The following is a 25,148-nucleotide window of genomic DNA, read 5'->3' as shown; positions in this document are numbered from 1 at the left end:
TATAGTTCGCGCCCACAGCGTCACTGCGACGTTGTAACACGGAAACGATGAGCAATCATCGCATCCAGTGCCCAGGTGGCGGAATTGGTAGACGCACTAGGTTCAGGTCCTAGCGGTGGCAACACCGTGGAAGTTCGAGTCTTCTCCTGGGCACCACTTATTTCACGATAGAGCCCCTGGCTGTATCGCGGCGGTTCGGAACCCTGATAACCGGACATTGAGACGCCGAAGCGACCGAAAGGTTGCATTACCGCAAGACGATGAGCGATCATCGCACCCCATGCTGAAAAGCATGCCCAGGTGGCGGAATTGGTAGACGCACTAGGTTCAGGTCCTAGCGGTGGCAACACCGTGGAAGTTCGAGTCTTCTCCTGGGCACCATCTTCAAGCGAAAAAGCCGAGCACTGCTCGGCTTTTTCGTTTCCGTCCTTCGCAGGAGCGGGCCGGACGAAACGCCCGGCCCTTCTCCCCTCATGCCTTGAACTGCCCCAGGCTGGCGCGCAGCTGCGCCGCCAGGCCGTCCAGCACGCGCCCGCTGCTGGCGGTGGCGGCGACGGCTTCCGCGGCGCGTCCCGCCTCGGCATGGATCACCTCGACGCGCCCGCGCACCGCGACCGCACCGGCGGCCTGCTGCTCGGCGGCATGGGCCGCCGACTCGATGGCGCCATGCACTTCCTCCACGGCCCGCTGCACTTCACGCTGCAGGCGCTCGCTGTCGTGTAGCGCGGCCAACCCCTGCACCGCCTGCTCGCGGGCCTGGCCGATGGCTTCCACCGCCTCGCGCGCACCGCGCTGCAGGGCGTCGATATGCGTTTGTATGTCGCCAGTGGACTGCTGCGTCTTGCTCGCCAGCGCCCGCACCTCGTCGGCCACCACGGCGAAACCGCGGCCGCTCTCGCCGGCGCGGGCCGCCTCGATGGCGGCATTGAGCGCCAGCAGGTTGGTCTGTTCGGCGATGCCGTGGATCACCGAGAGCACCACTTCGATCTGTTCGCTCTGCTGCGCCAGCTTCTCGATCACCCCGGCGCCGCTCTGCACGCGGGACTCCAGGGTTTCGATGAGGCCACCGACGCGCCGGGCGATGGCCGCGTTGTCGTCGGCCGCCTTGCGGATGGACGCCACGCGCTCCAGCGCCTCCTGCATGGCCTGGCTTTCCAGCTGGGCTTCGGCGGCCATGCCGGCGAGCGCCTCCAGGCTGCCGGCCACTTCGTTGCGCTGACGGTCGGCGGCCGCCTCGGCGCTGGCGCTGCGCGAGGCCAGGGCGGCGATCTCGCTGCCGGTGCGCTGCGCCACCTGCCCCGCCTCGCGGACGATGGGCTGCAGCTTGTCGACGAAGCGGTTCACCGCGGTCGCCATCTCGCCCACTTCATCATTGCTGTCCAGGCGCACGCGGCGGGTCAGGTCGCCCTCCCCGGCCGCCAGGTCGTCGAGCGCATCGATCAACAGGCGCAGGCGGTTCACCACTCGCCGCCCAAGCACCAGGGCCAGCACCAGCAGTACGCCCAGACCAACCAGCACCAACCCCAGGCCAATATGCCAACGCAGGCTACCGGCGGAAGCCTCCACCGCGCCCTGCGCGCCCTGGCTCATCTCGGCGGCCGCCTGCTGCGCCGCCTGCAGACGGGCGCTCAGCGCCTTGTTGCTGTCGGCGGCGGCGCCGGCCAGGCTGTCGGCCACCAGTTGGTCGCCACTGGCGATCAGGGCGGAGAAGCGCTTGTCCAGGGCCTGCACCTGCTTCTCCACTTCGGCCGTGGAAATACCCAGGCGCACGGTACCGATCACCACGCCATTGGGGCTGATGGGCACACTGGAGAGGATCACCGAGTCGTCGTGGGCGGCCGCTTCCAGCACCTTGTCCAGGGCGCGCTCAGCCTGGCCCTTGGCGAGCAGCGCCTGGATGCGCGGGTCCTCGCGGTTGAGGTAGCGCGTCAGGTGCTGCCCCTGGGCATCGTCGTAGACCACGAAGAGCACGTTGGGGTTGGCCTGGGCGCGCCGGGCGTACTCGGAGAGCGTCGGTACGTCGTTGTCCCACATGGCCTTGGGCGCCACCGCAGCAAGCAGCTGGGCAAGCTGGTCGGCGGACTGCCGCAGGCTCTGTTCGAGGCTCTGGCGGGTTTCGCCGCGCTCCTCCTCCAGCCGCGCCGACAAGGCGGCGCCGAGGCGTTCGCGGGTCCGCGCGGACAGCTCGGTGAGCCCTGAACTGAGCTCGCCACCGGCGCGCTCCAACTCGCCGGCCAGGCGCTGCGACTGGCCGCCCAGGCGTTCGCCCAGGTCGGCCACCAGTTGGTCCACGGTACTGCGGGTGAGCCACAGGGCGATCAGCAACTGCACCAGCAACGCCAGGCCCAGGGCGATGAACACGGGGCGCAGCAGGCGGCTGCGCAACAGCGAAAGGACGGCGGACACGGAGTGCCTCCTCGGGTAACGGAATACTGGCGCGGGATGCGCCGATGCCATTTGCCAGCAAGGGGCGTGCCGTTGAGGGTGGCCATTGGCCGGCTGATTGGGAGAGATTACTTTTTGTAGGAGCGAGGGGGACGCCTGGTTCTTGCTCGCGAACGGAATTTCCCGGCAGTTGCAGTGCGGCTGGCACGGTTCGCGAGCAAGCTCGCTCCTATGTATGGACTCACCCCCACCGTCAACCCGCTTTTGAACATGAAAACCCGACTGCATCTATGTATTAGGCCTGTTCGAGGAAGCCACGTCGGGCTTCTGGCCAACATTGGGTAAGCCCGCGGAATGCCGATTACAAAGAGGCCTCGAAGGCCGGTAGGAGCGTAGGCATCGATCCGCGACGGTCTGACCAGGGGTCAATGTTCTTCAGCAAGGGTTGGAGCGACTTGGCGCCCCGTTGGCGGGAACTCGTTGATCAGTGGCTCATTTCCATCTCCCGGCAAGCATTCGGCTTGCGCTGGTAGGTTTGTTCGCTGCACAGCAGCACCCAGGCGATACGCAGGTTGCGGTTGGCCAGTCGCACTGCCGCGCCCTTGCGCCCCAGACGTTGTAGCCAGCGCTGCAGGCGCCGATCATCCGGGTGTTCGGAATCGGGCCGCAGTTGCTTCAACACCGCATGCGAGCCTACGACCATCAGGCTGCGCACATAGGCGTCGCCACGTTTGGTCATCTTGCCCAGCCGCACCTTCTGCCCGCTGCTGTGCTGGTCGGGCACGATGCCGAAGTAGGCAGCGAACTGACGCGCATTGGCGAAACGTTCCGGCTCGACCTGTTTGGCCAGCAAGGCCGTAGCCGTGATCGGACCGATACCACGTACCGTCATCAGCCGTTTGGCTGTCGGGTCGGCGGCGGCACAGGCTTCCAGACGCCCGGTCAGCGCGGCGATACGCTCGCCCAGCCGTTTCCATTCGTTCAGCATCTCGTCGATCAGCTCGCGCAGCAGCGCCGGCAACGGCTGTCTAGCGTCTTCCAGCACCCGGGTGACACCTTGCTTCAAGCCCACATCCCCCTGCGCCAGGGCGATACCCTGCTCCAGCAGCAGCCCGCGGATCTGATTACCCATGGCGGTGCGCCGCCGCACATAGCCCCGCCGGACACGGTGCCAGGCCTGCATCGCCAGTGCCGCGACGCTCTTCACCGGCACCGACGCAATACTGCTATCCCGGCCCGCCCGCAGAATGGCGTGGGCATCATTGCGATCATTCTTCGCTCCGCTCCGGTGCTCGGCCACCCGCTGGGCCGGCAGGATACGCACCAGGTTGCCCTGCGCCTGCAGCAGCCGGGCCCAGGCTTGTGCTCCAGGACCGGTCTCCATCAGCACCGTCACGCCCTCCGGCAGCTTCTGCAGAAACACCTGAAACGCTTCACGCGACTTGATTCGCTGTTCGTATGCCAGTTGACCCTGGGCGTCTTCCCCCGCCACCTGGAAGACCTTTTTCGCCAGATCCACGGCGACTGTCGTGCACACCGATACATCGGTTGCAGACACCGGCTTATTCATCGTCGTATGCTTTTTCATGGATTCACCCTCACTGTCGGTGGCTTCTTAGACCGCCACCGTGGCGCCTCGACGCCTCGGTGAGGGTGAGTCCATCCAATTACAATTTCAGGCCCTCCGGAGGGTATAACGCCAACGGTTCCCGGGAAGCACGGCCGTAGGAGCGGACTCCGTCCGCGATAACCGGACATACCGGCGCGAATCGCGGATAAGATCCGCTCCTACGCAACCCCACCCACGCCATTCCCCTGTAGGAGCGCGCCCTGCGCGCGAATCGCGGGCAGGGCCCGCTCCTACGAAGAGCCTCGACCCTAAACGAAAAAGCCGCTTCCCCATCAGGAGAAGCGGCTTTTCACACCCTTCGCAGCAGCTAGCGCCGCGACGGATCAGCCGAACGGATGGCGCAGGACGATGGTCTCGTTGCGGTCCGGGCCGGTGGAGATGATGTCGATGGGCGCACCGACCAGCTCCTCGATGCGCTTGATGTAGGCGCGGGCGTTGGCCGGCAGGGCTTCCAGGGTCTTGGCGCCGACGGTGGATTCGCTCCAGCCCGGCAGGTCTTCGTACACCGGCTGCAGGCCGATGTAGCTATCGGCGTCGGTCGGCGCGTCGGTCAGCAGTTCGCCGGCGGCGTTCTTGTAGCCGGTGCAGATGCGCACGGTCTGCAGGCCGTCGAGGACGTCCAGCTTGGTCAGGCACAGGCCGGACAGGCTGTTGATCTCGATGGCGCGGCGCAGGATCACGGCGTCGAACCAGCCGCAACGGCGGGCACGGCCGGTGGTGGCGCCGAACTCGTGGCCTTTCTTCGCCAGGTAGGCGCCCACTTCGTCGAACAGCTCGGTCGGGAACGGGCCGGAACCGACGCGGGTGGTGTAGGCCTTGGTGATGCCGAGGATGTAGTCCAGGAACAGCGGGCCGAAACCGGAGCCGGTGGCGGTGCCGCCGGCAGTGGTGTTGGAGCTGGTGACGAACGGGTAGGTGCCATGGTCGATGTCCAGCAGCGAGCCCTGGGCGCCTTCGAACATGATGTTCTGGCTGGCGCGACGCAGGTCGTGCAGGGTGCTGGTGACGTCGGCCAGCAGCGGCTTGAGCTGCTCGGCGTAGCCCATGCACTCGTCGAGGGTCTTCTGGAAGTCGACCGCCGGCTCCTTGTAGTAGTTCTGCAGGACGAAGTTGTGGTAATCCAGCAGTTCGCCCAGCTTGGCGGCGAAGCGCTCGCGGTGGAACAGGTCGGCCACGCGCAGGCCGCGACGGGCGACCTTGTCTTCGTAGGCCGGGCCGATGCCGCGGCCGGTGGTGCCGATCTTGGCGTCGCCGCGGGCCTTCTCGCGCGCCTGGTCGAGGGCGACGTGGAAGGACAGGATCAGCGGGCAGGACGGGCTGATGCGCAGACGCTCGCGCACCGGTACGCCCTTCTCCTCCAGCTTGGCGATCTCGCGCATCAGCGCGTCGGGCGCCAGCACCACGCCGTTGCCGATCAGGCACTGCACGCCTTCGCGCAGGATGCCCGACGGAATCAGGTGCAGCACGGTCTTCTCGCCGTCGATCACCAGGGTGTGGCCGGCGTTGTGGCCGCCCTGGTAACGAACCACGGCAGCAGCCTGGTCGGTGAGCAAGTCGACGATCTTGCCTTTGCCCTCATCACCCCATTGGGTGCCCAGGACTACGACATTCTTACCCATAACACTTGTCCCCATCGTGGATATTCGGTGCCGGCCTCGGCCGGCGGAAACTCGCGGTGCCCGTCGATCACGGGTCAGAAGGGCACCACCTGCCAATTGCCTTCGCGCAGCTGCAGTTGCGCAACGCAACCCGCCTCGCGCGCCGAAGCCGCATCCTGCCCGGGCAGCGCCTGAACCACGCGCCGCCCGTCGCGGCGCAGCTGCTGCACCGCCTGCCAGAGGCCGGCCCCTTCGGCCGGCGCCCAGATGCCTTGCACCGGCGCGTCCAGCCGCACCTGGCCCAGGGTCACCAGGGTCTTCAGGTCGGTGGAGAAGCCGGTGGCCGGCCGCGCACGGCCGAAGTCGGCGCCGATGTGGTCGTAGCGACCACCCTGGGCGATGGACTCGCCGACGCCGGGCACGAAGGCGGCGAACACCACCCCCGTGTGATAGTGGTAGCCGCGCAGCTCGCCGAGGTCGAAATACAACGGCAGCTGCGGGAAGCGTTGCGCCAGGGCGTCGGCGATGACGACCAGATCCGCCAGGGCGGCCTTCACCACCGCCGGCGCATCGGCCAGCACTGCGGCGGCCTGCTCCAGCACCTCGCGGCTGCCGCACAGCTCGGCCAGGGCGCGAAGCATGCCGGCGAGCTCGGCCGGCAGGCCGTCGGTGAGCGCGGCGACTTCATCCACCGCCTTGCGCTGCAGGGCGTCGAACAGGGCCTGCTCGGCCTCGCCGGACAGGCCGGCGGCGCGGGCCAGGCCACGGTAGATGCCGACGTGGCCGAGGTCCATGTGCACGTCCGGCACCTCGGCCATGGCCAGCATGTCGAGCATCAGGCTGATGACTTCGACGTCGCTCGCCGGGCTGGCGTCGCCGTAGAGCTCGGCACCCAGCTGGATCGGGCTGCGCGAGGTGGCCAGGGCGCGCGGGCGGGCATGCAGCACGCTGCCGGCGTAGCACAGGCGGTTAGGGCCCTCGCGGCGCAGGCTGTGGGCGTCCATGCGCGCCACTTGCGGCGTGATGTCCGCGCGGAAGCCCATGAGCCGGCCCGAGGCCGGGTCGGTGACCTTGAAGGTGCGCAGGTCCAGGTCCTGGCCGGCACCGGTCAGCAGGGACTCCAGGTATTCGATGTGCGGGGTGACGACGAACTCGTAACCCCAGCGCTGGAACAGGTCCAGCACCTGACGGCGGGCTGCTTCGACGCGCGCCGCCTCAGGTGGCAGCACTTCTTCGATCCCATCTGGCAGCAGCCAGCGGTCTACCGTTGCCATGTCGCCTCTCCCCTTTCAGCCGGGCGGCAATTCATCTAGTGAATCCAGTAAAGAAGGCCGGTGCCGAGCAGCATGCTGCCCAGCCCGATGAGCCGCAGGCGCCGGTCGTCGAGGCGACCGAGCCCGCTGACGGCCTCACGCCAGCCACGCGGATACAGGAAAGGGAGGATGCCCTCCAGCACCAGCAACAGACAGAACGCTTTGCCGAATTCCTGCCACATGGCTCTCTGTACATAAATCTCGCGGACGCAAAAAAGCCGGGATTTCCCGGCTGACCCATGATAACACGTTTTCTCCGGCGGGCGCTGCCGCCCGCCGGAGAACCCACTCAGGGCTTGGACTTCTCCAGGTAACGGAAGAACTCGTTGTCCGGACTCAGCACCAGGACGTCCTTCTTGTCGGCGAAGCTGTCGCGGTAGGCCTTGAGGCTGCGGGTGAAGGCATAGAACTCCGGGTCCTGGTTGTAGGCCTTGGCGTAGATCGCCGCCGCCTTGGCGTCGCCCTCACCGCGGGTTTCCTCGGACTGCCGATAGGCCTCGGCCAACAGCACGCGGCGCTGGCGGTCGGCGTCGGCGCGGATACCCTCGGCCAGTTCGCGGCCCTTGGCACGGTGCTCGCGGGCCTCGCGCTCGCGCTCGGTGCTCATGCGCTCGAACACGCTGCGGTTGACTTCCTTCGGCAGGTCGATGGCCTTGACGCGCACGTCGATGACCTCGATGCCCAACTCCTTCTGCGCCATGCGGTTGAGCGACGCGGTGATGTCGCCCATCAATGCGTCGCGCTCGCCGGACACCACCTCGTGCAGGGTGCGCTTGCCGAACTGGTCGCGCAGGCCGGCTTCCAGGCGCCGCGACAGGCGCTCGTCGGCGATCTGCTTGAGGCCCGAGGTCGCGGTATAGAAGCGCTCGGCGTCGGCCACACGCCACTTGGCGTAGGCGTCGACCATCACCGCCTTCTTCTCCAGGGTGAGGAAGCGCTGGGTCGGCGAGTCCAGGGTCAGCAGGCGGCCGTCGAACTTGCGCACCTGGTTGACGTAGGGAATCTTGAAGTGCAGGCCAGGCTGCACGTCCGACTCGACCACGCGGCCGAAGCGCAGCAGCACCGCGCGCTCGGTCTGCTGCACCACGTAGATGCTGCTCCACAGCGCCACGGCAGCCACCACGGCGGCGATCAGGGCGATCAGGGACTTGTTACTCATCAGCGGCTCTCCCTGGTGCGCAGGTCACGTTGCTGCAGGTCGCTGGCGACCCGCGAGCCGATGTCCGGCGTGCTGCTCGTCGTACCCGCCGCGCCGCTGCCCGGCGTCGCCGAGCCACGGCCGTCGATCATCTTGTCCAGCGGCAGGTAGATCAGGTTGTTCTGCCCCTGCTGCCCGGTGACCAGCACCTTGCTGCTCTGCGACAGGACCTCCTGCATGGTGTCCAGGTACAGGCGCTCGCGGGTGACCTCCGGCGCCTTGCGGTATTCGCCGGCCAGCTTGCTGAAACGGTCGGCCTCACCCTCGGCGCGGGCAACCACCTCGTCGCGGTAGCCGTTGGCTTCCTCGATGATGCGCTGGGCCTGGCCGCGGGCTTCGGGCACCACGCCGTTGGCGTAGGCTTCGGCCTGGTTCTTCTCGCGCTGCTCGTCTTCGCGGGCACGGATCACGTCGTCGAAGGCTTCCTGCACCTCGCGCGGGGCGGCGGCGCTCTGGATGTTCACCTGGGTCACGGTGATACCGGTCTTGTAGGTGTCCAGGAAGCGCTGCAGGCGATCGCGCACCTCGGTGGCCATCTGTTCGCGGCCCTCGGTGAGGATCTGGTCCATGGTGGTGGAGCCGGCCACGTGGCGCAGGGCGCTCTCGGTAGCGTGCTGCAGGCTGACCTCGGGCTGGTCGACGTTGAGCACGAAGTCCTTCAGGTTGCTGACCTTGTACTGCACGGTCAGCGGGACCTCGACGATGTTCTCGTCCTCGGTGAGCATCTGCCCCTGCTTGCTGTAGGCACGCTCGCGGGTGACGTTCTCCTGGAACTTCCTGTCGATCGGCGGGAAGTAGAAGTTCAGGCCCGGGCCCACGGTGTCGTAGTACTTGCCCATGCGCAGGATCACCGCCTGCTCCTGCTCGTCCACCACGTAGATGGCGTTGTACAGCCAGAGCACGGCGAGCACGGCCAGGCCGATGCCGAACAGGCCCAGGCCACCGCCCTTGCCGCCGACGGGGCTGCCGCCGCGCGGTTTCTTGCCGCCGAAGATGCGATTGAGGCTGTCCTGCAGCTTGCGGAAGGCCTCATCGAGATCCGGAGGGCCCTGGCGGCCGCCGCCACGGCGCCCACCCCAGGGGTCCTGATCGTTCTTGTTCGAGTTGTCACCCGGCTCATTCCAAGCCATAGCGCTCTCCATCTAGTAACGCGAAACGCGCCAGCGGCGCGACCACCCATGCTACCGAATGCCCCGCCCGGTGCCAAAAGCACCGTTCCGGGCTTTATTGCAAAGTGTGTTGCGCAATGAACTCCGCCGGCTGCCATCCCTCGCGGCTGACCAGGCGGTTCAACTCGACACGCGGCAGGCGAACCTGCAAAACGGCGCGTCCCTGCTCGTCGTGGTCCTCGGACTGCACCGCGCCCAGCTCGAAGAACTGCGCGCGCAGGCGCCCCAGGCGCTGCGGCAGGCAGAGCGTGCCGACGAACAGGTCGTCGCCCAGCAGCTCGGCCACCGCCTTTTCCAGCAGTTCCAGCCCGCGCCCGTCTCGGGCGGAGAGCCAGACCCGCACCGGCTTGCCGGTCTCGTCGCGCTGGATTCGCGCGTCCATGTCCGGCAGCAGGTCGATCTTGTTGTACACCTCGAGCATCGGCAGCTCGTTGGCGCCGATCTCGGACAGCACCGCGTGCACCTGCTCCACCTGCGCGTCGCGTTCCGGCTCGTGGGCATCGATCACGTGCAGCAGCAGGTCGGCGTTGCTCGACTCTTCCAGCGTAGCGCGGAAGGCCTCGACCAGCTTGTGCGGCAGGTGGCGGATGAAACCCACGGTATCGGCCAGCACGACCGGACCGACGTCCTCCAGCTCGAGCCGGCGCAGGGTCGGATCGAGGGTGGCGAACAGCTGGTTGGCCGCGTAGACCTCGGAAGTGGTCAGGGCGTTGAACAGCGTGGACTTGCCGGCGTTGGTGTAGCCGACCAGGGAAACCGAGGGGATTTCCGCCCGGCGCCGGCCACGGCGGGCCTGTTCGCGCTGGCTGCGGACCTTCTCCAGGCGCTGCTTGATCTGGCGGATGCGTGCGCGCAGCAGGCGGCGGTCGGTTTCCAGCTGGGTTTCACCGGGACCGCGCAGGCCGATACCGCCCTTCTGCCTTTCCAGGTGGGTCCAGCCGCGCACCAGGCGCGTGCTCATGTGTTCGAGCTGCGCCAGCTCCACCTGCAGTTTGCCCTCATGGGTGCGGGCGCGCTGGGCGAAGATGTCGAGAATCAGACCGGTACGGTCGAGCACCCGGCATTCGAGGACGCGTTCGAGGTTGCGTTCCTGGCTGGGCGTGAGGGTGTGGTTGAAGATGATCAGCTCGACGTCCTGGACTTGCACCAGGTCGCGCAGCTCATCGACCTTGCCACTGCCGATCAGGAACTTGGCCGACGGCTGATGGCGCGAAACGTTGACGAATGCCACCGACTCCGCGCCCGCCGAACGGGCCAGCTCCTGGAATTCCTGCGGGTCTTCGCGCGCCTCGGGGTCCTGACCTTCCAGATGGACCAGAATGGCCCGTTCCCCACCACCCGGGCGCTCAAAGAACAAGGCGGGCTACCGTCAAGCGTTGCCCGGCTCGGCCGGTTGATCGCCGCTGGGCAGACGCACCGGACGGCTGGGCACGACGGTGGAAATGGCGTGCTTGTAGACCATCTGGCTGACAGTGTTCTTCAGCAAAATCACGAACTGGTCGAAGGATTCGATCTGACCTTGCAGCTTGATACCGTTCACCAGGTAGATGGAGACCGGTACGCGTTCTTTTCGCAGGGTATTCAGGTAAGGGTCTTGTAGCGAATGCCCTTTTGACATATGCCGCACTCCTTTAGGGAATCAATAGATTTAGTAGTAGTCGAATGGCTTGTTGCCGTCGGTAACCCCAAGGATAGACGGCTGAATTATGGTCTCGAACCTATATGGAGACCGCCTCAAGATATTTCAAGGCACGCGGCAGATTGTCGCCTGCCAGACTGTCCAACCAGTGTAGATGGCCCCAGCTGCGCAGCCAGGTGAACTGGCGCTTGGCTAGTTGCCGGGTGGCAATCACGCCGCGCTCCTCCATCTCAGCGTAGGACAGTTTGCCCTCGAGGTATTCCCATACCTGTCGGTAGCCCACGGCACGAATGGATGGCAGAGCGGCGTGCAAGTCGTCTCTCGCGCGAAGTGCTTCGACCTCGGCGATGAAGCCCTGTTCCAGCATCTGACGAAAACGTTGCGCGATTCGCGCGTGCAGTACCTGGCGCTGCTGAGGTGCAATCGCCAGTTGCGCCACAGTATACGGTAATTGCGCCGCGCCTGGCGCGCTGGCACCGGCATTTTCAGCCGCCTGGCGGCGGCGGTGGTCGCTCATCGACAAGCCGCTGACGCGTTGCACTTCCAGCGCCCTGACCAGGCGTTGCGGATCGTTGGGGTGGATGCGCGCCGCCGACTCAGGGTCGACCCGCTGCAATTCGGCATGCAGCGCCGCCCAGCCCTCGGCCGCGGCCCAGGCTTCCAGCTCGGCGCGCACCGCCGGATCGGCGCTGGGCATGTCCGCCATACCTTCCAGCAATGCCTTGAAATACAACATGGTGCCGCCGACCAGCAGGGGGATGCGCCCCGCCGCGGTGATCTCGGCCATGGCCGCCAGGGCGTCGGCGCGGAATTCCGCCGCCGAATAGCTTTCGGCCGGATCGCGGATGTCGATCAGGCGGTGCGGGAATTCGGCCAGGATGTCCTTCGAGGGCTTGGCCGTGCCGATGTCCATGCCGCGGTAGACCAGCGCCGAGTCGACGCTGACCAGCTCGATGGGCAGCAGCCGCGCCAGCTCCAGCGCCAGGTCGGTCTTGCCGGCGGCGGTCGGGCCCATGAGGAAGATGGCGGGAGGCAGGGAGGACATCGGCAACTCTTCGGCAGAACGGGCGCGCGCAAACCGCGCGCTGAATCGATTGGCGCGCAGTTTACTGCACTTGGCTTAACGCTGGCTTTATTTCAGCGCCCGCGCAGGAAGAGTTTGTCCAGCTCGTCCAGGCCCAGCTGCGTCCAGGTGGGCCGGCCGTGGTTGCACTGGCCGCTGCGCTCGGTGATTTCCATGTCGCGCAGCAGGGCGTTCATCTCCGGCAGCGTCAGGCGCCGGTTGGCGCGCACCGCGCCGTGGCAGGCCATGGTCCCGAGCAGTTCGTTGAGGTGCGCCTGGATGCGGTCGCTGGTGCCGTATTCCAGCAGGTCGGCGAGCACGTCGCGCACCAGCTGGGTCGCCTCGGCCTGCTTGAGCAGCGCGGGAATCTGGCGGATCGCCAGGCTTTCCGGGCCCAGGCGCTGCAGTTCGAAGCCGAGCCGGCTGAACCAGCCGCCGTGCTCCTCGGCGCAGTCGGCCTCGCGCTCGCTCACCGCGAGGGATTCAGGCACCAGCAGCGGCTGGCCGCGCAGGCCTTCGCTGTCCATGGCGACCTTCAGGCGCTCGTAGGTGATGCGCTCATGGGCCGCATGCATGTCCACCAGCACCAGGCCGTGGGCGTTCTCGGCGAGGATATAGATGCCCTTGAGCTGGGCCAGGGCGTAGCCCAGCGGCGGGACATCCTGGGCGCTCTCGGGGAGTGGCTGGGGCGTGGACTGCTCCGGCAGCGGCGCGAAATAGGTGCGGTAGGCGCCCTGGGCCTCGGCGGCGGGCGGCATGTCCTGGCGCGGCGGCTGGTAGGAATAGCCGCCGCCGGAACCGGAGGAACCGCCCGAGCCGCTCCAGGTACGCGCTGCGGCCGGGGCCTCGAGGACCTTGTCGGACAGGCTCATCTCGCCCTGCGGGCCGAATTCCCCGGCGGCCTGCCCGGTGGGGCGCGGCACGGTCAGGGAGGTGGCCCCCGGCGGCGCCAACTGGTCGTCCGGGCGTACCTCGGCGAGCGCCCGGTGCAGGGTGCCGTAGAGGAAGTCGTGGACCATGCGGCTGTCGCGGAAGCGCACTTCGTGCTTGGTCGGGTGTACGTTGACGTCCACCGTCGCCGGGTCGACCTCCAGGAACAGCACGAAGGTCGGGTGGCGGCCGTTGTAGAGCACGTCGCGGTAGGCCTGGCGCACCGCGTGGGCGACCAGCTTGTCGCGCACCATGCGGCCGTTGACGTAGAAGTACTGCAGGTCCGGCTGGCTGCGCGAGAAGGTCGGCAGGCCGACCCAGCCCCACAGGTGCAGGCCGTTGCGCTCGATCTCGATGGGCAGCGCCTGCTCGAGGAAGGCCGGGCCGCACACGGCGCCGACGCGGCGCGCGCGGGCGGTCTCGTCCGCGGCCTCGTGCAGGCTGAAGATGGTCTTGCCGTTGTGACGCAGGTGGAAGGCCACGTCGAAGCGGGCCAGGGCCAGGCGCTTGATGACTTCCTGCAGGTGGTCGAACTCGGTCTTCTCGGCGCGCAGGAACTTGCGCCGCGCCGGGGTGTTGAAGAACAGGTCGCGGACCTCGACGCTAGTGCCCACCGGATGCGCCGCCGGCTGTACCCGCGGCTGCATGTCGCGGCCCTCGGTCTCCACCTGCCAGGCCTGCTCGGCGTCGGCGGTGCGCGAGGTCATGGTCAGCCGCGACACCGAGCTGATCGAGGCCAGGGCCTCGCCGCGGAAGCCCAGGCTCATCACGCTCTCCAGGTCTTCCAGCTCGCGGATCTTGCTGGTGGCGTGGCGCGCCAGGGCCAACGGCAGGTCGTCGGCGGGGATGCCGCCGCCGTCGTCGCGCACCCGCAGCAGCTTGATGCCGCCCTGTTCCACCTCGACGTCGATGCGCCGGGCGCCGGCGTCCAGGCAGTTCTCCAGCAGTTCCTTGATCACCGAGGCCGGGCGCTCGACCACCTCGCCGGCGGCGATCTGGTTGGCCAGCCGCGGGCTGAGCAGCTGGATGCGGCGTGAATCATTCATTGCTGCGCCGCCAGGGAGGTCGCGGGGATGTTCAGCACCTGGCCGATGCGCACGCTATCGGTCTTCAGGTTGTTGGTGCTGCGCAGGGTAGCCATGCTCACGTCGTAGCGCGCGGCGATCATCGACAGGCTCTCGCCGGCGCGCACCACATGCTGGCGCGGCCCGCTGGAAATCTGCCCGCCGTCGCGCAGCGAGGCGATGTAGGTGCCCGGCGGCGGCGTCTGCACGAAGTACTGGCGCACGCCGGCGGCGATGGAGCGGGCCAGGGCCTGCTGGTGCGAGGCGCTGTTGAGCTTCCGCGACTCGCCGGGGTTGGAGATGAAGCCGGTCTCCACCAGGATCGACGGGATGTCCGGCGACTTCAGCACCATGAAGCCGGCCTGCTCGACGCGGTTCTTGTGCAGCGAGGTGACGCGGCCGACGTTGGTCAGCACCTTGTGCCCGACGTCCAGGCTGGAGGACATGGTGGCGGTCATCGACAGGTCGAGCAGCACGCCGGCGAGCATGTGGTCCTTGTCGTCGAGGCTGACGCTGCCGTCGCCGCCGATCAGGTCGGAACGGTTTTCGCTGTCGGCCAGCCAGCGCGCGGTCTCGGAGGTGGCGCCGCGGTCGGAGAGGGCGAACACCGAGGCGCCGAAGGCACTGCGGCTGGGCGCGGCGTCGGCGTGGATGGAGACGAACAGGTCGGCGCCCTTCTTGCGCGCGATGGCGGTGCGCCCGCGCAGCGGGATGAAGTAGTCGCCGGTACGCGTCAGCTCGGCGCGGAAGCCCTTCATCTGGTTGATCTGCCGCTGCAACTCGCGGGCGATCGACAGGGTGATGTTCTTCTCGTGCAGGCCGTTCGGGCCGGAGGCGCCCGGGTCCTCGCCGCCGTGGCCGGCGTCGATGGCGATGATGATGTCGCGCTTGCCGCCGGCCGGCACCGGCACCTTGGCCACCGGCTGCGTCGGCGTCACCGGGGTGGCCGGCTGGTTAGGCGTGGGCGTGGCGGGCACGTCGGGGGTGATGTCCGCGCCCTGGTCGTAGAGGTCCACCACCAGGCGGTTGCCGTACTGCTGGTTGGGCGGCAGGACGAAACTCTTGGGCGTCACCTGGGCCGAGAGGTCCAGCACCAGGCGCAGGTCGGTGGGCGAACGCTGCGCCGAGCGCACCGAGGTGATCGGGGTGTTCTTCAGCTTGAGCTGGTTCAGCGCGGTGCTCAGTTGCGCGCCATTGAGGTCGATGACGATGCGGTTCGGCGCGCTGAGGGTGAACAGGCTGTGCTGCACCGGGCCGGACAGGTCGAACACCAGGCGCGTGTTGTCCGGTGCGCGCCACAGGCGCACGCTCTTGATCTGCGTGATTTGCGCGGCGGCAAGAACCTCGCCGGCGCCCAGCGCCAGCAGGATGAACAACCCGGCCAACAGCGCCCGAAGGCGCAACCCCCAACCCATGTTTTTTCTCATGCTCCCGTAGCCAGGACGGCGCACCAGGCTTCGCCCCGCACTCCGTGCGGTTCCAGGCGCAGCATGCGGCCGCCCGCTTGCGGGGTAATGGTAATGTCCAGGTCGGCCTTTGGCAAAATGCCCGCGCCCCTTTCGGCCCACTCGATCAGGCACAGGGCGTCGCCTTCGAAGTAATCGCGGATGCCCAGATATTCCAGTTCCTCGGGGTCGGCCAGGCGGTACAGATCGAAATGGAAGGCGCGCACCTCGCCCAGCTCGTAGGGCTCGACCAGGGTGAAGGTCGGGCTCTTCACCGCCCCGGCATGGCCCAGGCCGCGCAGAATGCCGCGCGAGAGCGTGGTCTTGCCGGCGCCGAGGTCGCCGTGCAGGTAGATCACCCCGCGCCCGCCGGTGGCCCGGGCGATCCTCGCGCCCAGCGCGTACATGGCTTCCTCGCCGTCGGCGAACAGCTTCAGTTCAGGCATGGGGCGAACTCCTCGAGCAACTGACGAACGGCAGGGATCAGGTCGCTGGCCGCGAGCCCCCGCCCCTGCGCGCCGAGCATTTCGCCGGCGCGGGCGTGCAGCCAGACGGCCAGGCAGGCGGCATCGAAGGGTTCCAGTTTCTGCGCCAGCAACGCACCGACTATCCCGGACAGCACGTCCCCCAGGCCGGCGGTGGCCATGGCCGGATGACCATGGGAGCACAGCGCCAGGCGGCCGTCCGGCGCAGCGACCAGGCTGCCGACGCCCTTGAGCACGGCCACCGCCTGGTAGCGGCTGGCCAGTTCGCGCGCGGCGGCGGCCCGGTCGGCCTGCACCTCGGCGGTGGAGCGGCCCAGCAGGCGCGCCGCCTCGGCGGGATGCGGGGTGATCACCAGGCTGCCCGACGGGCGCTGCACCTGGCCCTCGGCCAGCAGGTTGAGCGCATCGGCGTCCCACACCTGGGGCAGGCCCAGGCTCGCCGCGGCGCTGGTCAGGCAGCGGCCCCAGGCGTTGCGGCCGATGCCGGGGCCGACCACCAGCACGCTGGCGCGCTCGGCGGCGCGCAGCACCTCGGCGGACGAGGACACGCCGCGGGCCATCAGCTCCGGGCAGCGCGCCAGCGCCGCCGGCACGTGGGCGGCGCGGGTGGCGACCGAGACCAGCCCGGCGCCGCTGCGCAGGGCCGCTTCGCCGGCCAGCAGGGTGGCGCCGCCCATGCCGTGGTCGCCGCCGATCAGCAGCAGGTGGCCGAACAGGCCCTTGTGCGCCGCCTTCGGCCGCGGCGCCAGCTGCGCCAGGCTGCTGGGCGCCAGGCGCGTGGCCTGGGCCTCCTCGGGCAGTTGCGCGGGGTCGGCGGCCAGGTCGTCGAAGACCAGCTCGCCGCACTGGTCCGGGCCTTCGCCGGTGAACAGGCCGAACTTGAGGCCGATGAAGGTCACCGTCAGGTCGGCGCGCACCGCGCAGCCCAGCACCTGGCCGGTGTCGGCGCTGAGGCCGGAGGGGATGTCGAGGGCCAGGACCGGCAGGCCGCTGGCGTTGATGCGCGCGATGGCCGCCGCGTACGGGTCGCGTACCGCGCCACCGAGGCCGGTGCCGAGCAGCGCATCCACCAGCACGCCATGCAGTTCGGCGTGTTCGTGCCAGGGCAGGAGGGTCACGCCGGCGGCCAGGGCCTCGGCGTGGGCGGATGCGGCGTCGCCGGCCAGCCGCGCGGTGTCGCCCACCGCCAGCACGCGCACGTTCCAGCCGGCGCGCCGGGCCAGGGCGGCGACCAGGTAGCCGTCGCCGGCGTTGTTGCCGTGCCCGGCCAGCACCGTCAGGCGCCCGGCGTCCGGCCAGCGCCGGCGCAGGGCGCGCCAGGCGGCGTGGGCGGCGCGCTGCATGAGTTCGAAGCCGGGAGTGCCGGCGGCGATCAGGCGCGCGTCGAGGTCGCGCACCTGCCGGGCGCTGTACAGCGCGGTCGGCAGACTGTCGTGAGGGTGCGAATTCATCGGGTTTCCGCGGGGAATCGGGCGCCGGTCGGCGCGGTCTGGCAGAATTATACCTACCCCGGTCCCGCTTTCCCGCCCCCGCATGCACGATTCCACATCCGATTACAGCGCCATCGCCGAGCGCATCAAGGCCTGGGGCCGCGAGCTGGGCTTCCAGCAGGTCGGCATCGGCGGCCTGGACCTGGCCAGCCACGGCGAGCACCTGCAACGCTGGCTGGCCGCCGGCTACCACGGCGAGATGGACTACATGGGCGCCCACGGCAGCAAGCGCTGGCGCCCGGACGAGCTGGTGCCCGGCACCCTGCGGGTGGTCTCGCTGCGCATGGACTACCTGCCCGGCGACACGCGCATGGCCCAGCGCCTGGCCGAGCCGGAGAAGGCCTACGTATCGCGCTACGCCCTGGGCCGCGACTACCACAAGCTGGTGCGCAAGCGCCTGCAGCAGTTGGCCGAGCGCATCCAGCAGGAGGTCGGCCCGTTCGGCTACCGCGCCTTCGTCGACAGCGCGCCGGTGCTGGAGAAGGCCATCGGCGAGCAGGCCGGGCTCGGCTGGATCGGCAAGAACACCCTGCTGCTCAACCGCAAGGCCGGCAGCTACTTCTTCCTCGGCGAACTCTTCACCGACCTGCCGCTGCCCCTGGACGAACCCCACGGCAGCGAGCACTGCGGGCGCTGCAGCGCCTGCCTGGACATCTGCCCGACCAACGCCTTCGTCGGCCCCTACGTGCTGGACGCGCGGCGCTGCATCTCCTACCTGACCATCGAGCTGAAGGGCCCGATCCCCGAGGAACTGCGCGCGCCCATGGGCAACCGGGTGTTCGGCTGCGACGACTGCCAGATCGTCTGCCCCTGGAACCGCTTCGCCCGGACCAGCGAGCAGGGCGACTTCCAGCCGCGCCACGGGCTGGACAATGCCGAGCTGGCCGAGCTGTTCCTGTGGAGCGAGGAAGAGTTCCTCAGCCGCACCGAGGGCTCGCCGCTACGCCGTGCGGGCTATGAAAGGTGGCTGCGCAACCTGGCGGTGGGGCTGGGGAATGCGCCGTCGAGCATTCCGGTGATAGAGGCGCTGAAGGCGCGGCGGGAGTTTCCGTCGGAGCTGGTGCGCGAGCATGTCGAGTGGGCGCTGCGGCGGCATGGGGTGGGACGGTAGGGGTTCTGCTGGCCGGGTTGGGAGCGCGTCCTGAAGAGCCCCTCTCCCCAGCCCTCTCCCTGAAGGGAGAGGGAGCTAGTCCGTGCCGGCTGAAAGCAAGGTTTCAGCCGGACACCACAGCGGAATATCCGGCTGACTGCAAAACATCCAACCCTGCCCAACGGTCCCCTCTCCCTTCAGGGCGGGGCGCGCAGCCGAGGGTTAGGGAGAGGGAGCGGAGCCAAACCGACACACCTCAGCCACCTGGAAACCCCGTTCGCGAGCAAGCTCGCTCCTACGAAAAACCAGCGACTCAGACCTTGATGAAGGTCTCGCGGTAATAGCGCAGCTCGGCGATGGATTCGCGGATGTCGTCCAGCGCCAGGTGGGTATTGCCCTTCTTGAAGCCATCCCGCACCTGCGGAGCCCAGCGCGCCGCCAGTTCCTTGAGGGTGGAGACATCCAGGTTGCGGTAGTGGAAGTAGGCCTCCAGCTTCGGCATGTACCTATAGAGGAAGCGGCGGTCCTGGCAGATGCTGTTGCCGCAGATCGGCGAGGCGCGCTTGGGCACCCACTTTTCCAGGAAGGCCAGGGTCATGGCCTCGGCCTGGGCGGCGTCGATGGTGCTTTCGCGCACGCGCTGGGTCAGGCCCGACTGGCCGTGCTGGCGGGTGTTCCACTCATCCATGCCGGCGAGGGTCTCCTCGCTCTGGTGTACGGCGATCACCGGGCCTTCCGCGAGAATGTTCAGCTCGCTGTCGGTGACGATGGTGGCCATTTCGATGATCACGTCCCGGTCCGGGTCCAGGCCGGTCATCTCCAGGTCGATCCAGATCAGGTTCTGTGGGTTCTGCATGCTGCGCTCCTCGGCTCAAGCCCCCTAGTTTAGCGGGAAGCACGCCGGGGCATGCTAAACTCGCCGGCGATTTTTCACTCGGGTTCCCTATGGCCAAGCGTCATCTCACCCGCCGGCAGAGCTGGCGCATCGAAAAGATCCAGGAAGAGCGCGCCGCGCGCGCCGCCAAACGCGAGTCGCGGGCCCTGGAAGAGCTGGAAGGCGGCGACCTGGGGCCGGAGCAGAACGGCCTGGTGATCGCCCACTTCGGCGTCCAGGTGGAAGTCGAGGCGCTGGAGGGCGAGCACGCCGGCGAGGTGCTGCGCTGCCACCTGCGCGCCAACCTGCCGCCACTGGTGACCGGCGACCGCGTGGTCTGGCGCCCGGGCAACCAGGGCATCGGCGTGATAGTCGCGCAGCTGCCGCGCACCTCCGAGCTGTGCCGCCCGGACATGCGCGGCCTGCTCAAGCCGGTGGCGGCCAACGTCGACCGCATCGTCATCGTCTTCGCCCCGCGCCCGGAACCCCACGCCAACCTGATCGACCGCTACCTGATCGCCGCCGAGCACGCCGGCATCCAGCCGCTGCTGCTGCTGAACAAGGCCGACCTGATCGACGAGCAGAACGCCGGGCAGATCGATGCCCTGCTGGGCACCTACCGCGACCTGGGCTACCCGCTGCTGGAGGTCTCGGCCTTCAACGGCCTGGCCATGGACGCCCTGCGCGCGGCGCTGAACGATCACGTCAGCGTGTTCGTCGGCCAGTCCGGGGTGGGCAAGTCGTCACTGGTCAACGCCCTGCTGCCGGGGGTGGACACCCGCGTCGGCGACCTCTCGGAGATCACCGGCAAGGGCACCCACACCACCACCACGGCGCGACTGTTCCACTTCCCTGCCGGCGGCGACCTGATCGACTCCCCCGGCATCCGCGAGTTCGGCCTGGGGCACGTCACCCGCGACGACGTCGAGGCCGGCTTCATCGAGTTCCGCGACCTGCTCGGGCACTGCCGCTTCCGCGACTGCAAGCACGACCGCGAGCCCGGCTGCGCGCTGCTCAAGGCTCTGGAGGAAGGCCGCATCAGCCCACAGCGCATGGCCAGTTATCGGCACATTCTCGCCAGCCTGCCGGAAACGGATTACTGATCGACACCCGCACTCCGACAGCCTTGTCGGAGCGACAGGCCCGCCTTCACTGTAATGCTGTTCACTTAAGCGATATGTGGTAGTTCAGCGAAGGTGTGCCAGCCTGGCTTCGCTCCCTCACCCCAGCCCCCTCTCCCAAAGGGAGAGGGGGCTGTTCGGAGCGTGCGGGGAGTTCGGAGTCATCCCGGAACGCCTGCCTCCTCTCGTCATTCCCGAGAACGCGAACCCCGGGTTCGCGAGCAAGCTCGCTCCTACGAAAAGCCAAAGCGCATTGGCTCTGGCTTTTGCTCTTGAGACTTCCAGAGAAACATCCGCGCACTCCGAAACGCCCCTTCAGCAGGCCGAGCGAAACCGGCGCTCAGGAGGTCATGCGACATGGATGTCGCGAGAGCCCCGATGGGCTACAGGGACGTACCCTCGGGGCGGGCCTCCGTGGCGGGGGAATTCGCGAGGGTAGCCCGGCTCCATCGGGCCCGTATGTCGGGGCAAGCCTTTTTGGTTCCTTTTGTGGCGATTGACAAAAGGGACTCGCCCGAGGGGGCGAAACGAGAAATGTCCGCAGACTCGGAGCGGCGCGTTACACCGAGCAAGAAGGCAACTGGGTTATTCCCCTTCGGGCCAGCGCAAGTATTGTTCGCGGCAATGACGAGGTTAAGGCCGGAGTAAGGCAAGCCTCGCGAGCCAAGCCATAACCCCAAATAAAAAATACCGTTTCCCCCAGGTATCCTTTCTTAAGTGAACAGCATTACGCCTTCACTGCTTCTTCAGCTCGTCCAGCTTCAGCTTGCCGTCATCGAACAGGTTGAGCTTCTCGCGCACCTGTTCGGCGGGCAGCGACTGGGACGCGGGCGCGGCGCCCTGGGGCGGCGTCGGCGCGGCCCCGGCTGGCGTTGCCGCCCCGGCAGGAGAAGTGGCCGGCTGGCTGGCCGCCGGCTCCTCGGCGGTGCCGTCCTGGCCCTCAATGGCGCGTTGCGCGCGCTTGGTCAGGACGATGATGTCGATGCGCCGGTTCACCGGGTTCAGCGGGTTCTTGCGGTCGAACAGCTGCGACGAGGCGTAGCCCACCACCCGGGCGATCTGCCCTTCCGGATAGCCGCCGGCCACCAGGGCGCGGCGCGCGGCGTTGGCGCGGTTGGCCGACAGCTCCCAGTTGCCGAACTCGTCGCCGGCGTAGGGCTTGGCGTCGGTGTGGCCGCTGATGCTGATCTTGTTCGGCACCTGCTTGATGGTCTCGGCCATGGCCAGCAGGATGTCCTCGAAGTACGGCTGCAGGCGCGCGCTGCCCAGGTCGAACATCGGCCGGTTCTCGGCGTCGACGATCTGGATGCGCAGGCCGTCGCGGGTGATCTCGAACAGGATCTGCTCCTTGAAGCGGCGCAGCGTGGGGTTCTCGTCGACCTTGTTCTGCAGTTCCTGGAGCAGCAGTTCCAGGCGCTCGTGCTCGATCTGCTCGGCCTGGCGCTCGGCTTCGGCGGGGTTGACCTCCTTCTCCGACTCCGGGCTGATGCGCGTCTCGTCCGCCTCCGGCTGCGCCTGGATCTGCGGGTTGAGGGTCTTGTCCGGGGCCGGCGTCGGCGTGCCGCCGAGGTCGATCACGTAGGGGCTGGCGCTCTCGGTGAAGCCGATGGGGTCCTGGAAGTAGCCGGAAATCGCCTTCTTCTGCTCGGGGGTGGCCGAGGACAGCAGCCACAGCACCAGGAAGAACGCCATCATCGCCGTGGCGAAGTCGGCGAAGGCGATCTTCCAGGAGCCGCCGTGGTGGCCGGCGGCGTAGCGCTTGACGCGCTTGACGATGATCGGCTGGTTGTTGTCCATGCGATTAGTGTCTGATGGTGTTTCGACGCGAGCCGCGTTGCCGCGTCAAATCACGCCAGGCTAGGCGCGGGACGCAGGCAATGGTCGCCCCCTTGGCAAGTCCCGCAACGACGCATGGCGTGATTTGCCGCACAACCCGAAGGGACGGGCCGCATTTTGCGCAGTGCCGCGTTACTCGTCGTTCATTTGGAATCACCAAATCTCTCTCCTCGCGCCTTGCCCTGCGCAAAATGCGGCTCCGTCGCGGCCGTGTCGAAACGCCATCAGACACTACCTCCCGCGTACCGCCTGCTCGAGCTCACTGAAGCTCGGACGGTGCGCCGGCAGCAGCACCTTGCGACCGAACTCCACCGCCAGCGACGGCGGCATGCCCGAGGCCGAGGCCACCAGGCAGGCCTTGATCGCCTCGTAGAGGTTCAGCTCTTCCTTGGCGTCGTGCTCCAGGGCGTTGGACAGCGGGCCGACGAAGCCGTAGGCGGCGAGGATACCGAGGAAGGTGCCGACCAGCGCCGCGGCGACGTGGTGGCCGATCTCCGCCTGGCTGCCCTGGCCGAGCAGGGCCATGGTGATCACGATGCCGAGCACCGCGGCGACGATACCGAAGCCGGGCAGCGCGTCGGCGACGCGGGTCACGGCGTGGGACGGGTGCTCGAAGTCTTCCTTGAGGCTGCCCAGTTCCATGTCGAACAGGCCTTCCAGCTCGTGGGGGGCCATGTTGCCGGAGGACATGATGCGCAGGTAGTCGCAGATGTAGGCGGTCATGCGCTCGTCCTTCAGCACCGCCGGGTACTTGCTGAAGATGGGGCTGGAAGCGGGTTCCTCGAGATCGGCCTCGATGGCCATCATGCCTTCGCGGCGGCTCTTGTTGAGGATTTCGTAGAGCATCCCCAGCACTTCCAGGTAGAAGACGTGGGTGAAGCGGTTGCTGAACATCTTCGGCGCCTTCTTCAGCACCGTCATGAAGGTGCTGCCGGGGTTCGCCTGGAGGAAGGCGCCCAGCGCGGCACCACCGATGATCAGCACTTCGAAGGGCTGCACGATGGCCATGATCTTGCCGCCGGAGAGCAGGTAGCCGCCGAGGACGCTGCCCAGCAGGACAATGATGCCGATGATTTTTGCCATTGAAGAGTCGACTGGAACGGTGGACGGGACGGGAGCGCCAATATGCGCCACCCTCTTGTTATCGGAGAAACCGCGCAAGACTATAGGCTGCAAATTGTAAAAACCAGTTCGGCGGCCCCAGCATGCCCATCCAGACACCCGACCCGCAGCGCCTCGCCTCCTGGCTCCAGTTGCTGGAGGAGTTGCCGCTGCCGGTACCCGCCGAACAGCACGAACGCGTGCGCCGCGCCCTGGCGGACAACCGCCGGTCCCTGCGCGACATCGTCGACCTGCTGCAGGACAGCCCGACCCTGGCCCTGGCCATCCTGCGCGAGGCCAACCGCGCGCGCATGGCCCGGGACAACCCGGCGGAAAGCCTGGAAGTGGCCCTCAGCCGCCTCGGCCTGGCGCGCGCCGCGGCCCTGCTGGAAGGCCTGCCCAGCGTGCCCGCCGCGCAGATGCCGCCGGCCCTGGGGCAGATGCTGCTGATCAGCCGCCACGCCATGCAGCAGGCCAGCGGCCTGTTCGCCAGTCGCCTGGCGCGCCTGTGGCAGGAAATCCACTGGGGCAGCCTGTTCATCCTGGCGCCGGTCTGGGCCCTGGCCACGGCGCGCCCGGACCTGCTCGAAGAATGGCAACAGCAGGTGCTCGGCGAAGGCCGCGCCAGCGCCGAGGTGGAGCAGGAGCTGCTGGGCATGCGCCTGCTGCCGCTGTGCGCGGCCCTGGCCGAGCGCTGGCGCCTGCCGGAGTGGATCGGCCAAGGCCTGCGCCTGCTCGGCGAGGACCACGAACTGCTGGTCCGCGCCCTGCACCTGGCCCATGCCGAAAGCGAGCCGCTGGCCCAGCAGCAGCGCCTGGACGCCGACCCCGAGCTGGCGCGCTGGCTGACGCGCCCGGCCAACACCATCCTCCTGGCCAACAGCCTGGCGATGGCCGCGCATCAGTCCTGGGGCGGGCCGCACATGCTGCGCTGGCAGCGGCTCACCGCGCTCTATCTGCAGGAACCGCTGGAGGCGCTGCAGCAACAGGTCCACGCCCTGGCCGTGGAAAGCGCCCGCAAGGACGCCGACGCCCGCTACTGGCATCCGGCCCAGGCGCTGCTCTGGCCCTGGGACAGCCAACGCTGGCTGCCGCGCCACGCGCCCACGTCCGAGCCCACGGCGACGAACGCGCCCGCCCCTGCCGCCGGCAACCCCGAGCAATGGCGCCGGCTGTGCGCCGAGCTGCTGCGCACGCCCAGCCCGTTCGGCAACCTGGTGCCGCTGCTGGAATGCGCCAGCGAAGCCCTGCACGCCTGCGGCCTGGCCCGCGCCGTGCTGCTGTTCGCCGACCGCCAGCAAAACCTGCTGCAGGCCCGCCGCAGCTTCGGCCTGGCCCCCGCGGAGCAGAACCTGCAACTGCCGGTGGCCGGCAGCCAGTTGCTGCGCCGCCTGCTGGAACGCCCGGCGCGCCTGCACCTCACCCCGGCCAACATGGCCGAGTACTCCGCGCTGCTGCCCGGCCGCCTGAAGGCGGCGTTGCCCGGCAACCACCTGCTGCTGCGCTCCCTGGCCCGCGGCCCGCGCGTGGTGATGCTGGTGGTCGCCGACCGCAACGGCCACCCCATCGGCGAGGTCCAGGGCCAGGCCTTCGACAAGACCTGCCAGTGCATCGAGCGCGCCCTGCAGCAATTCGGCGCACCTGCGGCCCAGTGACACGCCCTGAAGCGATTGCCCGCCAGCGCCCCGCGCTTTTTCGTTAAACTGCGGGGTTTCGC

20 protein-coding genes and 2 tRNA genes are annotated in these 25,148 nt (G+C 68.1%); 5 read left to right on the top strand and 17 right to left on the bottom strand.

Going from position 1 to position 25,148, the window contains the following annotated elements; all coding sequences use genetic code 11:
• Positions 1-69: 69 nt before the first annotated feature.
• Together FG99_RS07760 and FG99_RS07755 are read left to right on the top strand one after the other, a co-directional pair.
• Positions 70-156, top strand: a tRNA-Leu gene (locus FG99_RS07760).
• A 138-nt stretch (positions 157-294) separates the two neighbouring features.
• Positions 295-381, top strand: a tRNA-Leu gene (locus tag FG99_RS07755).
• Positions 382-471: 90 nt separating this feature from the next.
• On the opposite strand, the gene FG99_RS07750 is transcribed toward FG99_RS07755, so the two are convergent.
• The 14 genes from FG99_RS07750 to FG99_RS07685 all read right to left on the bottom strand — a co-directional run bounded on the left by FG99_RS07750 (position 472) and on the right by FG99_RS07685 (position 17,370).
• On the bottom strand, positions 472-2,406 hold the full coding sequence (locus FG99_RS07750) for a methyl-accepting chemotaxis protein (RefSeq protein WP_043268599.1): 1,935 nt from the start codon (positions 2,404-2,406) through the stop codon (positions 472-474).
• 463 nt (positions 2,407-2,869) lie between these two features.
• Positions 2,870-3,955 carry an IS110 family RNA-guided transposase gene (locus tag FG99_RS07745; protein WP_081884568.1) on the bottom strand — a complete coding sequence of 362 codons (1,086 nt, stop codon included), beginning with the start codon at positions 3,953-3,955 and terminating at the stop codon, positions 2,870-2,872.
• A gap of 383 nt (positions 3,956-4,338) precedes the next feature.
• The gene (locus FG99_RS07740) at positions 4,339-5,634 is read right to left on the bottom strand and encodes an adenylosuccinate synthase (RefSeq protein ID WP_009613464.1); all 1,296 of its coding nucleotides are present in this window, start codon (positions 5,632-5,634) and stop codon (positions 4,339-4,341) included.
• 74 nt (positions 5,635-5,708) lie between these two features.
• Positions 5,709-6,887, bottom strand: a complete 1,179-nt coding sequence (locus FG99_RS07735) for an ATP phosphoribosyltransferase regulatory subunit (RefSeq protein WP_043268598.1) — start codon at positions 6,885-6,887, stop codon at positions 5,709-5,711.
• A gap of 35 nt (positions 6,888-6,922) precedes the next feature.
• Positions 6,923-7,108, bottom strand: coding sequence for a DUF2065 domain-containing protein (locus FG99_RS07730; protein ID WP_009613466.1), 186 nt, complete (start codon positions 7,106-7,108; stop codon positions 6,923-6,925).
• Positions 7,109-7,215: 107 nt separating this feature from the next.
• A complete protein-coding gene (gene hflC / locus FG99_RS07725; protein WP_009613467.1) occupies positions 7,216-8,085 on the bottom strand; it encodes a protease modulator HflC in 870 nt (289 codons plus the stop codon).
• A complete protein-coding gene (gene hflK / locus FG99_RS07720; RefSeq protein WP_009613468.1) occupies positions 8,085-9,254 on the bottom strand; it encodes an FtsH protease activity modulator HflK in 1,170 nt (389 codons plus the stop codon). Before hflK ends, hflC begins: the two co-directional genes overlap by 1 nt.
• Before the next feature lie 94 nt (positions 9,255-9,348).
• Complete coding sequence (gene hflX / locus FG99_RS07715; protein WP_043268596.1) at positions 9,349-10,650, bottom strand: ribosome rescue GTPase HflX; 1,302 nt, start codon at positions 10,648-10,650, stop codon at positions 9,349-9,351.
• Between the two features lie 12 nt (positions 10,651-10,662).
• Positions 10,663-10,911 carry an RNA chaperone Hfq gene (gene hfq, locus FG99_RS07710; RefSeq protein WP_003095657.1) on the bottom strand — a complete coding sequence of 83 codons (249 nt, stop codon included), beginning with the start codon at positions 10,909-10,911 and terminating at the stop codon, positions 10,663-10,665.
• Positions 10,912-11,011: 100 nt separating this feature from the next.
• Positions 11,012-11,977: a tRNA (adenosine(37)-N6)-dimethylallyltransferase MiaA gene (gene miaA, locus FG99_RS07705; RefSeq protein WP_009613482.1), complete on the bottom strand. Its 966-nt coding sequence runs from the start codon at positions 11,975-11,977 to the stop codon at positions 11,012-11,014.
• Positions 11,978-12,069: 92 nt separating this feature from the next.
• Positions 12,070-13,971, bottom strand: a complete 1,902-nt coding sequence (gene mutL / locus FG99_RS07700; RefSeq protein ID WP_043268594.1) for a DNA mismatch repair endonuclease MutL — start codon at positions 13,969-13,971, stop codon at positions 12,070-12,072.
• Positions 13,968-15,404: an N-acetylmuramoyl-L-alanine amidase AmiB gene (amiB, locus tag FG99_RS07695; RefSeq protein ID WP_043268592.1), complete on the bottom strand. Its 1,437-nt coding sequence runs from the start codon at positions 15,402-15,404 to the stop codon at positions 13,968-13,970. The genes mutL and amiB overlap by 4 nt, the downstream gene beginning before the upstream one ends.
• Positions 15,405-15,412: 8 nt before the next feature.
• On the bottom strand, positions 15,413-15,880 hold the full coding sequence (gene tsaE / locus FG99_RS07690) for a tRNA (adenosine(37)-N6)-threonylcarbamoyltransferase complex ATPase subunit type 1 TsaE (RefSeq protein WP_043268590.1): 468 nt from the start codon (positions 15,878-15,880) through the stop codon (positions 15,413-15,415).
• On the bottom strand, positions 15,868-17,370 hold the full coding sequence (locus FG99_RS07685) for a bifunctional ADP-dependent NAD(P)H-hydrate dehydratase/NAD(P)H-hydrate epimerase (protein WP_043268588.1): 1,503 nt from the start codon (positions 17,368-17,370) through the stop codon (positions 15,868-15,870). The genes tsaE and FG99_RS07685 overlap by 13 nt, the downstream gene beginning before the upstream one ends.
• Positions 17,371-17,452: 82 nt before the next feature.
• Between FG99_RS07685 and queG the strand changes: the two genes are divergently transcribed.
• The gene (queG, locus tag FG99_RS07680) at positions 17,453-18,520 is read left to right on the top strand and encodes a tRNA epoxyqueuosine(34) reductase QueG (protein ID WP_043268586.1); all 1,068 of its coding nucleotides are present in this window, start codon (positions 17,453-17,455) and stop codon (positions 18,518-18,520) included.
• 292 nt (positions 18,521-18,812) lie between these two features.
• Here queG and orn read toward each other — a convergent pair whose 3' ends face one another.
• Positions 18,813-19,355: an oligoribonuclease gene (gene orn, locus FG99_RS07675; protein ID WP_043268584.1), complete on the bottom strand. Its 543-nt coding sequence runs from the start codon at positions 19,353-19,355 to the stop codon at positions 18,813-18,815.
• 89 nt (positions 19,356-19,444) lie between these two features.
• Between orn and rsgA the strand changes: the two genes are divergently transcribed.
• Positions 19,445-20,476 carry a small ribosomal subunit biogenesis GTPase RsgA gene (gene rsgA, locus FG99_RS07670; protein WP_043268582.1) on the top strand — a complete coding sequence of 344 codons (1,032 nt, stop codon included), beginning with the start codon at positions 19,445-19,447 and terminating at the stop codon, positions 20,474-20,476.
• A 753-nt stretch (positions 20,477-21,229) separates the two neighbouring features.
• Here the strand turns inward: rsgA and motB are convergent.
• Together motB and motA are read right to left on the bottom strand one after the other, a co-directional pair.
• Complete coding sequence (gene motB, locus FG99_RS07660) at positions 21,230-22,291, bottom strand: flagellar motor protein MotB (protein ID WP_043268578.1); 1,062 nt, start codon at positions 22,289-22,291, stop codon at positions 21,230-21,232.
• 270 nt (positions 22,292-22,561) lie between these two features.
• Complete coding sequence (gene motA, locus FG99_RS07655; RefSeq protein WP_043268576.1) at positions 22,562-23,413, bottom strand: flagellar motor stator protein MotA; 852 nt, start codon at positions 23,411-23,413, stop codon at positions 22,562-22,564.
• A 122-nt stretch (positions 23,414-23,535) separates the two neighbouring features.
• On the opposite strand from motA, the gene FG99_RS07650 reads away from it, so the two are divergent.
• A complete protein-coding gene (locus FG99_RS07650; protein ID WP_043268574.1) occupies positions 23,536-25,086 on the top strand; it encodes an HDOD domain-containing protein in 1,551 nt (516 codons plus the stop codon).
• Positions 25,087-25,148 lie beyond the last annotated feature (62 nt).

Origin of the sequence: Pseudomonas sp. AAC (assembly GCF_000725445.1) — a bacterium.
Lineage (GTDB): Bacteria > Pseudomonadota > Gammaproteobacteria > Pseudomonadales > Pseudomonadaceae > Pseudomonas > Pseudomonas citronellolis.
The sequence above is the reverse complement of the archived record's forward strand: the minus strand, read 5'-3'. Positions and strand labels throughout refer to the sequence as shown.